The organism is Pseudomonas agarici, assembly GCF_900109755.1.
GTDB classification, from domain to species: domain Bacteria; phylum Pseudomonadota; class Gammaproteobacteria; order Pseudomonadales; family Pseudomonadaceae; genus Aquipseudomonas; species Aquipseudomonas agarici.
The window spans coordinates 1-11,892 of sequence record NZ_FOAR01000007.1; the positions used below are offsets into that span (position 1 = coordinate 1).

Sequence of the window (11,892 nt, forward strand, 5' to 3'; positions counted from 1 at the left end):
GAGGCGCCGTGATGAACGGATCCGCTGGAAATAACCGTAGAGGTAAAGTTTTAGCTGATCGGCTGGATCGTAAGAAGGCCGGCCGGTGCTTTTGGGAAGTGCTTTATCAAAGCCTAGTCGCACCAGATCCAGTTTGGAGACGTAAAGGTCGATAACGCGAACGAGGTGATCCTCGGGGATCAACTCTTCCAGCGATACCGGAAACAGGCTGGTCTGGCTGCGGGACTGTCCCTGGATGTAAGCCATAACGAAAAATGCTCCGTATCTTTCGATACGGAGCATTTTCTTCGAGCACTGCGCAGATTGCTAGGTTTTCACACAGTCTGCTTTGGCGGGTTTTTCGTTTTGGCGTGCTGTCGGACCCCGACGGATACCCGCTCTGGTGGCCGGGAAGGACTGGCCCATTCGGCGGCTACCGCCGATGCGCCGCCAACGCTTGGCGATCAAACGCTGGCCGACGGATCGGATCGACCCCATGGCCTATCTCCTCCCGCTGATCGGTGCCCGCGATTTTGCACTGACTAACTCGACGTTGAAGCTCTATCGTGTCCGCGTCGGTGAGGGCCATGGGCGGCGGGTGGGTTCATGTCGATTCGCGGCTCTTGTTGAATGGATTTCACTGGGCAAACACCACCGGCACGGTGAAGCGGCTCGCGCTCCCCATCGGGGGGCGTGGGACGGGGGATGCGCGATGGATCATGTCGAGGGCCGCCTGGTCCAGTTCGGCAAGCCCCGAGCTTCTGGCGATCCGCGCCGACAGCACCTGGCCCTCGGTGTCGATCTCGAAGCGCAGATAGGCTGTGCCGCGATCACCTCGCTCGCGGGCACCTTGCGGGTAACGCTTGAAACGTTCGATATGCGCCAGCAACTGCGACTCCCACTGTGCCCGCAACGCCGGGTCGGCAGCGCCTCTGGAGGACTGGCTCGCCGCCGTGCGCTCGGCCGGCATGGCCTCAGTCTTGGGCGGCGCCGTGGCGGTCGAGGCAGCGGCGGGGGAGGTCTGGTCGGCATCGTCCTGATCATTCTGGCGCGCTGGCTGCGCCGTGGAGGAAGGCGAGACCAGGGTTTCCCTGGCGGGCTGCGGCGTGCTCTGCAACGGATGGGCCACGGGCTTGGGCACGGGTTTCTGAGCCTGTGATCTTGCCTGTTTCGCTAGTGCCCTGGGCTTGGCCGGCATTGCTGCGTTCGATGGCATGGTCACGGTTTTGTCAGGGGCGACCTGCAGGTCTTCCGGGACCACCTGGGCCACCGGCACGGGCGCCAGTTCGATCATCATTGCGGCTGGCGCGGTGGCCGTCGGAATCGGCGCGTCATACAGGAGAAATGCCGCCACGGCGGCATAGACCCCCAGAGTCGCCAAGATCGCCAGACTCCAGCGCCGGGTGCCGTCGCCTTGCAGGTAATTGGGGGGACGCCGTTGGAGCGTACCGCAGGTGGTCGATGCCATCATCAGGTCAGTCACAGTGTTCTCGGTACAGGGGCCGCTCCCGCCAAGAGCAGCCCGTTCTTGTCAGGGGTGATAGGGCTCAGAACTTCATGGTCAGACCGGTGCGCAAGGCCCGGCCCGGCGCTGGCATAAAGCTTTGCGCCAGTGGGTCGACGTAGTAGACGTTGGTCAGGTTCTGCACGGTGAAATCCAGTTGGGTGTCCTTGAAGATTTCCAGGCTGGCAAAGGCGTCGTAGACCGCTGAAGTCTGGTAGTAGATCTGGTTGGTGGTGATGCCTTCGTTCCAGTCCTTGTTCAGCTTGGCGGTCGGCGCGCTGTTGTAGACCAGGCGCATGCCGAGTGTCAGGCGGTTATCGAACCAACGTGTGCCCAGGGTGCTGTTGAGCGAGTATTTCGGCGGGTTCTGGGTGTTGGTGTAGGAACCGGGGAAGCCGCCGGAGACGCAATTGGGGGTATTGGGGGTGCCGTCGTTGCGCATCTGCTGCGCCAGGTTCGGCGCACAGGTCTTGGCGTCGATGTAGTAAGTGGCGGAGAAGTCGGCGAACAGCCGTCCCATGTCGTAGCTCGACTGCAGCTCCAGGCCGCGCACAGTGAAACTGTCGACGTTCTGCAGGTTGCCCGCGGAGATGTCGAGATAATCGCGGGTGATGTAGTTCTGGATCTTGTTATTGAAGTACGCCAGTTTCAACGCCGCCGTATCGCCCTCGGTCAACCAGTCGTTGCGCAGCGTACTGGCGCCCAACTCCCAGGCTTTGCTGCGTTCGGGTTTCAGGTCGGCGCCAGGAACGGCGGCAGTGAACAGGCCGAGGGACGATTCGAACAGGCTCGGCATGCGCACGCCTTCGGTGTAGCTGGCGTAGACGAAGCTGTCGGGGGTCAGGTCGAACTTCGCGCTGATCGAGGGGGTAAAGGCGTGGGCCCGGCGTTCGATGGGTTTGGCGTAGCTGTAGGAGGTCGGGTATTGCTGAATCTGCGGATCATTGGCGTCGAAGCTGTCGTAGCCGCTGCCCGCCACCGTGCCGCCTTCATAAGGCGTGGCATTGAGCGAGGCGTTAGTGAACTGACCGTTCTGGTCTGGCGCCCAGTACACGTAGCCGATGCGTTTGCCTCCCCTGAGCAACCAGGTCCAGCGCACCGGGCGCTCGCCGAAAGTTCTTGGCGTGGCCAGGCGGTTGTGGTCTTTGCTGTGGAATTCGCTGTAGCGCCCGCCGGCGGTCAGGGTCAGGCGTTGAACCGGATTCCATTGCAGCGAACTGACCAGGCTGGCTTCCTGGCGTTCGCCGCTGCGGATAAAGCGGTTCTGGTCGAGATCCGATTGCAACACTGGAGTATGGTCGCCGGGACCGAGCTTTTCATGTTGGTAGGAGCCGCCGTAGCTGAAGGCAAAATCACCGACGCCGGTGGTGAAGCGCGACGTGTTGCTGATGTCGGAGCCCCAGCGAGTGTTCTTGGTTTCGTTGCGCAAGGCATCGCGATAGCCGTCCTCACTGAGTTGATCGGGCTCGCTGGGCGAGCCACCCAGTGGCGTCACGGTGCTCAGACCGTTGAACATCAGGCTGTTGGCCTGGGTCAACCAGAGATTGGCCTTGAGGTCCACCAGTGGGTTGTCCTCGGGCTTGAAGGCATAGCGGGCAGTGTAGGCATTGATGCGCATCTTGCCAGGCGCCCATTGCGGCACTGTACCGCTGGTGTTACGGATGATTCGCGAGGGCATCACCTCGCCGAATTGGCTATCGGTGTAGCGATAACCCAGCTCCAGCGACTGCTCCGTGGTCGGCTTGAGGGTCATCTTGAGCAGCGCCGATTCGCTGTCGCTGGAGGTGTTGAGGACTTCGTCGCCGGCCTTGAAGACCTTGGCCGGGCCGTTCTGCTCCTCGGTGCGGGTGACATATTGGTGGGTCGCCGGGTCCCAGCGCCGGACATTCTTGAACACTTGGTATTTCTTGAAACCCTGCTTGCCGGCGTAGTAGTTGCCGCTTTGACGATGGGAGTAAGCGGCGACCACGTCCAAGTGTTCGCTGGTACTGGCGAAGGCCAGGCTGCCCGAGTGACTGTCGAGATCAGCCAGGCTGTTGCCGCCATGGCGCGGCTTGGCGTTGTACTCGCTGGGACGCTCGCTGCTGTTGTTGGCGATATCGCCTTTGAGGCGGATGCCGACAGTTTCACCCTTTTTCAGGATATCGGCCGGCTGCAGGGTCTTCATCTTGACGATGCCACCGATGGCGCCCGCAGCGTCGGCGTCGAGGCTGGGGCCCTTGTTGACGGTTACTTCGCTGATCAGGTCGGGGTCGACATAGCTGCGTTGTTGCATGCCGCCGTAGCCGCGATAGGCGTCGATGGCCTGCTGGCTGCCATCGATGGTCACCGGGACCCGGCTCTGGCTCTGGATGCCCCGGATGTTCACATCCAGGGCACCGCCGTTGCGGTTGTCACCGACCTGCACGCCAGGCACGCCCTTGAGCATGTCGCCGACCGAACTGCCACGAAAGCGGTTGAGGGTTTGCGCGGAGATGAACGCCGAAGAGCGTGCGGCGCTGTAAACTCGCGCCGCATCGCCGTTGAGTCGGCTGGTCTTGCCACCCTTGATGGTCACCGCGCCGAGCAACTGCGAGTCGTCCAGGTCGTCAGCCACTGCATCGTTGCCAGGCTCGCTCGCTCGGCTGCGGCTCAGGATCAGGCTGCGCTGATCATCGATCGTCCAGTGTATCGGTGTGTTGCCGAGCAGCAGGCGTAGTGCCTGCTCCGGGCTGTAGCTGCCTTGCACGGCGGGTGCCTGGAAGCCGTCGACCAGACCCGCTGCGAGCCCCAGCTGCAGGCCGGCCTGGCGGGCAAAAGCGCTCAGGGCGGTGGTCAGCGGTTGCGCGGGAATATTGAACGAGCGCAGAGCGTTATCGGCCGGCCAGCTCTGTTCGACCGCCAGCGCGCCGTCGCTCCCCAGCCCGACCGTGCCCAGCAGCGCTGCCAGCAAGGCCAGGGCGAGCGGGGTGTGAGGGCGTTTGGCCGGCCCGGCTATCGGGCGCGATTGTGATCGTTGACGCATGCTTCCTCGTCTCCAGGCAAAATATATTGCGACTCATTCGCAATATAAAAGCAACAAAGACGAACACCTCGGGCGTTTTTTTCAGCGCGGATATAATTATTTTTTACGGATCACGCTCAGCAGTGGCGAATACTGGCTGATCTCGCCGCCCAACGGTGCCACCAAGGCCCGCAAGGCGCGCTGGGTATCACGCAGGTCGTAGAGGCCGGTGACGCGCTGGCCGGCCAGATTTTCGTCGAGTACGATCCAGCCGCGCTGATAACGCCGCAATTGCTCGACCACCTGGGCGACGCTGGCGTTTTCGAAGAACTGCGGCCCGTCGATCCAACCGCCTATTTCCTGAGTGGCGATCTGTGTCTGGCTGACTCGCCCGTTGCGGCGTTCGATCCACAGGCGCTGGCCTGGGCTCAGGCGATAGGGTTGGCCCTGGTGGGTGACCCCGACCGCGCCTTCACGCACTTCGACTTTGAGTCCCGCCTCGTTTTGCGCGACGTCGAAGGCGGTGCCCAGCACGCGGACCGCCGTATCGTTGTGCTGCACTTCAAAGGGCCGGGTGACATCGTGGACCACCTCGAAGAACGCTTCGCCGCGAAGCAGTTTCACCTGTCGCAGGGGCCCCGCGAAGTTCACATCCACGGCACTTTGCGGGGCCAGGGTCAGTTGGCTGCCATCGGCCAGCGAGATCAGCCGCGTCTGCCCGGTACCGGTACTGTAGTCGCTGTGCCACTCAGGGTTCAGTAACAGCACCAGAGCCACGGCGCAAACACTCGCACAGGCAGCCACCAGCCAGCGCCGACGTAGGCGATAGCGTGGCCGTGGCAATGTCGTGGACGCCCTGGACCTGGGCGGCGATGTGGCCGGCCAGTGTCCGGTGCCGGTGGCTGGCTGTTCAGCCAACGCAACCACTGCCTGGTTGACGCGTGCCCAGGCGACGAAATGTTCCGGCTGGCTGTGCAGCCATAAATCGAAATCATCGAAACACTCCGGCGCGGTTTCCAGGCGCAACAGCCACTCGGCTGCCTGTTCAAGGCTGGCCTGTGATACCGGCGGGAGGGGCGAGGAGTCAGGCATGGGGGCTTTCCTTGCGGGACACGAGCGGCGCCCGGTCATGGGGCTCGAGGCTGGCGGCCAGGTGGACGATGGCTTCCTTGACCAGACGGTGGGCGGTGGACAGCGAGACGCCGAGGTGGGCCGCGATCTGCTGTAGAGTATATCCACCCAGGCGATGCATCTCGACGGCGATCCGCATCTGTTCGGGCAGACCGGCCAGGGTGCGGGCTATTTGGCTGGCATCGGCGCTGTGCAGCGCGCGTTGTTCGGGAGACAGCGGGTTCGCCGGTCGCAACCAGGACGGCGGGCTCTGGATCTGGCGCTTTTCGCTGGCCTGGCGGCGCACGGTATCCAGCGCCAGATTACGCACGATACGGTACAGGTAGGCGGTCGGTTGTTCGACCGGATCATGCTGCCGATCGTTGAAGCGCAGAAACGCATCCTGCACCACATCCTCGGCCTGCGTGCGTTCGCCCACCACCGCCTTGGCATAGTTGATCAAGGCGGGTCGATGGCTGAGATAGAGCTGGAGCCGTGCAGCGGGGTCTGTCACAAAAACACTCTCGATACCCTTTCCGTCGGGAGAGGGTAATCCTTACGAAGGCCACCGCAAGCGCGGCGACGCGACGGTAGATCAATTGAGAGTAATTATCAATAGCGTTTTTTCGAGCGCGACTAAGCCTGTGCGCTTGATCAGCCTGGCCTGAAGCTCAGATCATCGAGTCCCAGCGCTGGGACCAGTCACTGCCGGCCTTGACGATCTCGCGCAACAATTCGAAAGCCTTCTGCAAGGTGGCCGAGTCCCGCTCGCGGGCGTACACCAGATAGGTCGGGTAACTGAACTCCGGCGCTTTGGGCACTCGCTCCAGGAGGCCGCTGTCCAGATAACTCTGCACCACCCGAGCGCGGAAATACCCGCAGCCGCCGTTGCCGAGGATGAACTGCAAGGCCACCGGCCCCAGGTTGAAACTGGCGGCGGCCCGCGCCTTGTCTGGCAAGGCGGCGTCGTGCTGACGGCGAAAGCCCTCGCCCCAGTCGACATACACATAGGGTTCGGGCTGTTGCGTCAAGCGCACCAAGATCAGTTTTTCCTCCAACAATTGCTCAACTTGCAACCCTGTCCAGTACGCCGGCTGATAGACCAGCGCGGCATCCAGCACACCCAGTTCGAGCTGGCGCAGCAACTGCTCGCCGTCGCGGATTTCCGTGCGCAGCGCATGGGTCGGGATCTGTTCGCGCAGCGCTTTGGCCCAACTGAGGATCAGCGGGTTGCCGAGGCTGACCTCGCCGCCGATATGCAGCACGTTGTTGAAACCGTCCGGCAGTGGCAGATCGCGGCGAGCGGCTTCCCAAGTCTGCACCAACTGGTTGGCGTAGACCACGAAAGCCTCGCCATCGGCGGTCAGTCTGGCGCCAGCACGATTGCGCACAAACAGCGTGGCATCGAGCTGGCTTTCGAGTTTCTGCACCCGGGCGGTGATCGCGGTCTGGGTCACATGCAGTTTCTCGGCGGCGGCCACCAGGCTGCCGTAGCGAGCGATTTCGAGAAAGGTGCGGGCGAGGTCGATATCCATGGGGCGTCCGGGGCGCGGAGGAAATGACAGTGTAATCGCTAACCACCTGTTCTGGTCTACGCTGGCACTGTCTCACAGCCAACACGAAGAGGAGATCCCCATGGGCAGTCCCCAGGTGTGCAGCGGCGCCACCTTGCAATGCAGCTTCGGCGCCGCGCCGGGTCTGCTCAACGTACTGCCGATCAATCGGACCCTGACCAGCAGCATGCCGGCTGCGACTATCATGGATTACATCCCGCTGGTGAATATCGGCACGTTTGGCATGTGCCAGAGCATCGCCAATCCCATGGTGGCCGCCGCGACCGCCGCCGCACTCGGCGTGCTGACGCCCATGCCGTGCATTCCGGCCACCGCCACACCGTGGATTCCCGGTGGTCCGCCGACCTTGCTGCTGGGCGGCATGCCGGCACTGGATGCCAACAGCTGCGTGATGTGTACGTGGGGCGGGGTGATCAAGATCGTCGTGCCGGGACAGGTACAAATGCTGATTCCCTGAAGCTCAGATCTCTTCCTGACCTTCACGGCGCAACCACCACCAGCGCCAGCGCGAGATCGGCTTGCCCTCGACATCCAGCGGACGACCGTCCTCGGCGTAGGCTTGCCCGGCATCGAGCAACTGGCCGTTGCGATAACGGCTGCTCAGGGCGAGTTGGCCGTTTTGGTGAAAGCGCTGGTACAGGCCATCACGCACGCCATCGCGATAGTGCTCGACCTGCGCCACGCCACCGTCGGCAAAGTAGTTGCTCGCCTCGCCGTGCAGCAGGCCGTGGCGATAAGCCGCCTTGCGCTGCAAGTCGCCTTCGGCGCTGAAGAAACTGGCGATACCGTGGGTTTTGCCGGCCATATAGGGCACTTGCGCCGAGATCTTGCCATTGGAGTGATAGAGCGTCGACCACCCCTGCAACTCGCCCTGGCTGTAGTTCAGGCTGGCCTGGGGGCGTCCGGCTTCCTCGATCTGCAGTGGTCCTGTCAGCCGCTCATCCAGCAGGTGACCGGTGAGACGACTGTCGCCGCGTATCAGGTCCAGTTTGCTCGAGTCACTCATGGGCGCTCCTCAATTGACCTTCACCAGGCCACCCTTGATGGTCAACATGCCGCCGCCGTCCACGGTCTGTTCGGCACCGGCCTTGTTGGTCAGGCTGATGCCGGCGTCGTTGGTCATGCTGGTACCGGCCTTGTTATCCAGCGAGGTGCCGGCTTGGTTGCTCAGCGAAGTACCCGCCTTCTGGCTGATGGAGGTCGCGGCCTGAGCCGCCAGGTCGGCATCGCTCTTGATGGCGAAGCTGGCGCCGCTCTGCAGGGTCAGGGTGCCGGTCACCTTGATCGTCAGGTTGCCGTCCACGGTGAGACTGTAGTTGCCGCTGACCTGGTGTTGGTAATTGCCACCGGTGCTGTGGGTCTGGTCGGCGCCGACCTTCACCGTGCGGCTGTCCTTCACATCGAGGGTATCGCTGCCGGTCTGGAGAGTGACGCTACGCTTGCCCTTTTCCAGGGTCACGGTTTCGTCGCCGTCCTTCACCGTGCGGGTGCGGGCGTTCTGTACGGTGAGGGTTTCATCGTGGCCGACGGTCGCGGTGGTGTCGTTGAGCACATTGATCTTGAAGTCTTTCTGGGCCTGGAGAAAGACTTCTTCGGCGTCCTTCTTGTCCTCGAAACGCAGTTCGTTGAAGCCACCACCACCTTTGGACGAGTTGGTTTTGATCCCGGACTGGGTCTGGTTCGTCGGCAGCGCGTAGGGCAGGGCATTGTCGCCGTTATAGACACAGCCGGTGACCAATGGCCGGTCCGGGTCACCGTCGATAAAGGTGACGATCACTTCCTGGCCGATCCGCGGCACGAACTGCATGCCGAAGCCCTTGCCGCTCCAGGGCAGGACCACGCGCACCCAGCAGGAGCTGGTTTCATCATGCTTGCCATCGCGGTCCCAGGGAAATTGCAGCTTGATCCGACCGTATTCATCGGTCCAGATCTCCTCGCCGGACTTGCCCACCACCAGGGCGGTCTGTGTGTGCATGCGGGGCTTTGGCGTGTTGCGCGCCGGGCGAAAGGCGCTCGCCTTGGGAATTGCTTCGAAGCGATTGCGGTAGTTTTCGTGATCGACCTCGTGGGTTACCGAGGTCACTACCCAGTCGATATTCAGGCTGGCGTCATCATGGCCGGTGAGGGTGAACCAGTGACCCGGCACCAGCCAGCGGCAATCGCTTTCGCCGACAAAGCGTTTTTCCTGGCCGCGCAGGGCGTCCAGCCGCTGCTTGCTCAGGGTGTCGCCACGCGCCTTGGCCGTGTAGCCGCCGGGGTGTTCATACACCGTGCGCGGTCCGGCAACGGCTTCGGCCTGGGCATAAAGCGACGTGGTCGGGGTGGTGAATTCGTAGTCGGTGGTCTGATAGGTCCCGGCGACGGCCTGCAGGCATTGTTGGCCACAGCGGATGCCGTGCAGTTCGCGCACGCCGATTTCCTGGCCCAGATACGCTACTTTCGGTCCGTTGGGAATCTGCGGGAAAGCATCATTGCTGTCCGCCAGCACCAGGGTATGTTTGCCGTCTTCATGGGTGAAGAACCAGAAGATGCCTTCTTCCTCCAGCAGCCGCGAAACAAAGGCGAAATCGGTCTCGCCGTACTGGATGCAGTATGCGCGCGGGGTGTAGCTGGCGCTGAGCGACAGTTTGAAGTCACTGAAGGCATGGGCCTTGAAGATCGTGGTGACGATATCCGAAGTGCTGAGGTTCTGGAACACGCGGTTGTTGCTGGCGAGCGTCAGCCACCAGAGCCAGGGGCGCAATACCAGTTGGTAGCGCTCGGCGGTGGCATCGGCGGGCAGTTGGCGGATTTCGGCGACCAGCGCATCGAGTGGGCGAATCAGCGCGTCGTGATGAAAGGTTGTGGTGACGTGGCTGGCGATGGCGCTGCTCAGGGTGAGGGAGGGGCCGTCGTTGAGGCCGAGCAGGTGGTATTGGCCGAGTTGGTTCAGGGCTTCTTCGCCGCAAAGGGATTGCGGATAAAGCGCCGACAGTGACGAAGCGCTGAGTGACACACTGGTGTTGCTATCGACTGAGCGGGGCATCAATTATCACCAGTGCAGGCGGGCGCAAAAGATGTCATGAACGCTGGCTGTTCCGTAGCTGTAGTCTTGGGAAAAATGAAAGTGCATATGTGCCGGAGAGGTTGCCAGGATGTGGTCGAGGTTATTTGAAACGCCGTCGAAATCGTCCAGCGGCGTATAGCCGAAATAGTTTTTACCCAAGGCGGCCGGCTTTGCATTGAGATCACCGGCAATCACGATGAAGTCGGGAACGACACCCACCGCCACCATTGGGTTGCTAAGCAGTTGGCTGTGATCGAATGCCAGGTAAGCGTCGATCAAGGCGCCGCCGGTCATCGAGCCGACGATGATCGGCAGGGTCGATACGCCCAAGGGCGCATGCCAGGTAATCAATAGAATGTTTATCGCGCCGACGGTCACCAGTGTATAGGCTGGGGTTCTGGCAGGAGGTGTCCAGCTGGATGCCTGCAAGGCGTTGCGGCCGGGCCATAACATGAAAAGAGGATCAGCCGCGTAATTCCACAGTGTCAATGGCGTTGTCACGGTAACGCTCAGGTCACGAGTGGCACATATATAACCCTTTCCACCGCCGCCAAGGTTTTCCTGGATGTGATGGACTGTGTAGCCTGCCAGCCCCGTCAGGTAGTTGCTGATATCCCCGCCGGGGGCTTGTTGGGCTTCCTGAATCAGGTAGACATCGATAAATGGATGACCCAAGTAGCCTCCCGGATTCACCGCCTGATTACCAAGGCTGATGGCTTTGGCCGGACTTTCCCCGGTGCTATTCCATGTCAGGATTCTGATGGAGGTCATTTTTTCTCTCAGCGCATTTTTTGTATTGTTGTTTTTGTTGTATTTATGATTTTGTTATCGCGGGCAGATGCTCGGACAGTTTGGTAAAACTTATCGTTGACAGCGCATGCCATTCTCCATTGTTGAATATCGTTCCGGTGTTGACACTTTCCAGTGAAGCACCAATGATGAACTCGATGGCTGTCGCGGGTACGCTGTTTTTGCTGGTGACGGCGTTGCCTTGTGCGGAGTCTGGATATAATTTTCCAAGGTTGCTTTGGTGAACCCTGAGTAGCGCCATTTTTTCGTACAACCCCCCGCCAATGGTTTTTACATAACCTCCATAGTTTATGATCATGTTTTGTTGATCGAAGAAGTAGATGTTCGTGCCAGCGACCATGAATTCTATTTCGTAGTAGGTTCTGACGTGGCGTATGGCTAGTTGCGTGAGAAAATGATCGGGGTTGATTGCAATGAAGGCTCTTGCCAGAGAGGCGTAGGCTTTCTTGTAGTTAGTGTAAGTGTCCAGTTTAAGGGCCTTGAAGCTGCTCTTGTTGACAGTGCCTTTTCCAAGGAATTTGCAGTAACGCTCGATATATTCTTGGCTGTTAGCATCGAGCCATAGATTGTCAATGCGCGTCGGTGGAGTCGTGGAATAGTCTATTTCACCTGTGATCAGCGGCGGTTCTAAGATGATTCCTGGATTCGCTGCTTGTAGTATGCTCTCTATGCTATGCCCATCTTTAAGAATTTTGAAAAGGAATTCTCGGACAAAACTTTCTACTTTTCCCGCTTCGCTGGCCGTGCGATCTTGGGCCGTAGCCCCCTGCGCCAGGCCCGCAGGCCGATTCACTCGCGGAGCCAGGCCATATAGTTTGATGCTGAATAGATTCTTTACGTTGGTTACTTGGTAATAAAACGACATTGTAAGTCCCTGTATAGAGTC

At 60.8% G+C, this 11,892-nt stretch carries 11 protein-coding genes; 1 reads left to right on the forward strand and 10 read right to left on the reverse strand.

Annotated features, from left to right (window positions below; all coding sequences use genetic code 11):
- The 6 genes from BMX68_RS08380 to BMX68_RS08405 form a co-directional block, all read right to left on the reverse strand.
- On the reverse strand, window positions 1–246 hold a 246-nt coding region (locus BMX68_RS08380; RefSeq protein ID WP_177178866.1), incomplete at its 3' end, for a transposase.
- 370 nt (window positions 247–616) lie between these two features.
- Complete coding sequence (locus BMX68_RS08385; protein WP_074862022.1) at window positions 617–1,462, reverse strand: TonB family protein; 846 nt, start codon at window positions 1,460–1,462, stop codon at window positions 617–619.
- 64 nt (window positions 1,463–1,526) lie between these two features.
- Window positions 1,527–4,487 (reverse strand): TonB-dependent receptor, encoded by a 2,961-nt coding sequence (locus BMX68_RS08390; RefSeq protein ID WP_074862025.1) that lies wholly within the window; start codon window positions 4,485–4,487, stop codon window positions 1,527–1,529.
- 96 nt (window positions 4,488–4,583) lie between these two features.
- Complete coding sequence (locus BMX68_RS08395) at window positions 4,584–5,558, reverse strand: FecR family protein (protein ID WP_017133691.1); 975 nt, start codon at window positions 5,556–5,558, stop codon at window positions 4,584–4,586.
- Window positions 5,551–6,090, reverse strand: coding sequence for an RNA polymerase sigma factor (locus tag BMX68_RS08400; protein WP_074862028.1), 540 nt, complete (start codon window positions 6,088–6,090; stop codon window positions 5,551–5,553). The genes BMX68_RS08395 and BMX68_RS08400 overlap by 8 nt, the downstream gene beginning before the upstream one ends.
- Window positions 6,091–6,247: 157 nt before the next feature.
- Window positions 6,248–7,111, reverse strand: coding sequence for a LysR family transcriptional regulator (locus BMX68_RS08405; RefSeq protein WP_060783722.1), 864 nt, complete (start codon window positions 7,109–7,111; stop codon window positions 6,248–6,250).
- A 100-nt stretch (window positions 7,112–7,211) separates the two neighbouring features.
- Here BMX68_RS08405 and BMX68_RS08410 point away from each other — a divergent pair, with 100 nt between their 5' ends.
- Window positions 7,212–7,607, forward strand: a complete 396-nt coding sequence (locus BMX68_RS08410) for a DUF4280 domain-containing protein (RefSeq protein ID WP_017133689.1) — start codon at window positions 7,212–7,214, stop codon at window positions 7,605–7,607.
- Window positions 7,608–7,610: 3 nt separating this feature from the next.
- On the opposite strand, the gene BMX68_RS08415 is transcribed toward BMX68_RS08410, so the two are convergent.
- Genes BMX68_RS08415 through BMX68_RS08430 form a run of 4 tightly spaced genes read right to left on the reverse strand, consistent with a single transcriptional unit; the run spans window position 7,611 to window position 11,871 of the window.
- Window positions 7,611–8,156 carry a toxin-antitoxin system YwqK family antitoxin gene (locus tag BMX68_RS08415; protein ID WP_017133688.1) on the reverse strand — a complete coding sequence of 182 codons (546 nt, stop codon included), beginning with the start codon at window positions 8,154–8,156 and terminating at the stop codon, window positions 7,611–7,613.
- A 9-nt stretch (window positions 8,157–8,165) separates the two neighbouring features.
- Window positions 8,166–10,175 (reverse strand): type VI secretion system tip protein TssI/VgrG, encoded by a 2,010-nt coding sequence (gene tssI, locus BMX68_RS08420; protein WP_017133687.1) that lies wholly within the window; start codon window positions 10,173–10,175, stop codon window positions 8,166–8,168.
- A 6-nt stretch (window positions 10,176–10,181) separates the two neighbouring features.
- A complete protein-coding gene (locus BMX68_RS26325; RefSeq protein ID WP_017133686.1) occupies window positions 10,182–10,967 on the reverse strand; it encodes a hypothetical protein in 786 nt (261 codons plus the stop codon).
- Between the two features lie 43 nt (window positions 10,968–11,010).
- Window positions 11,011–11,871: a hypothetical protein gene (locus BMX68_RS08430; protein ID WP_143063262.1), complete on the reverse strand. Its 861-nt coding sequence runs from the start codon at window positions 11,869–11,871 to the stop codon at window positions 11,011–11,013.
- Between the last annotated feature and the right edge of the window lie 21 nt (window positions 11,872–11,892).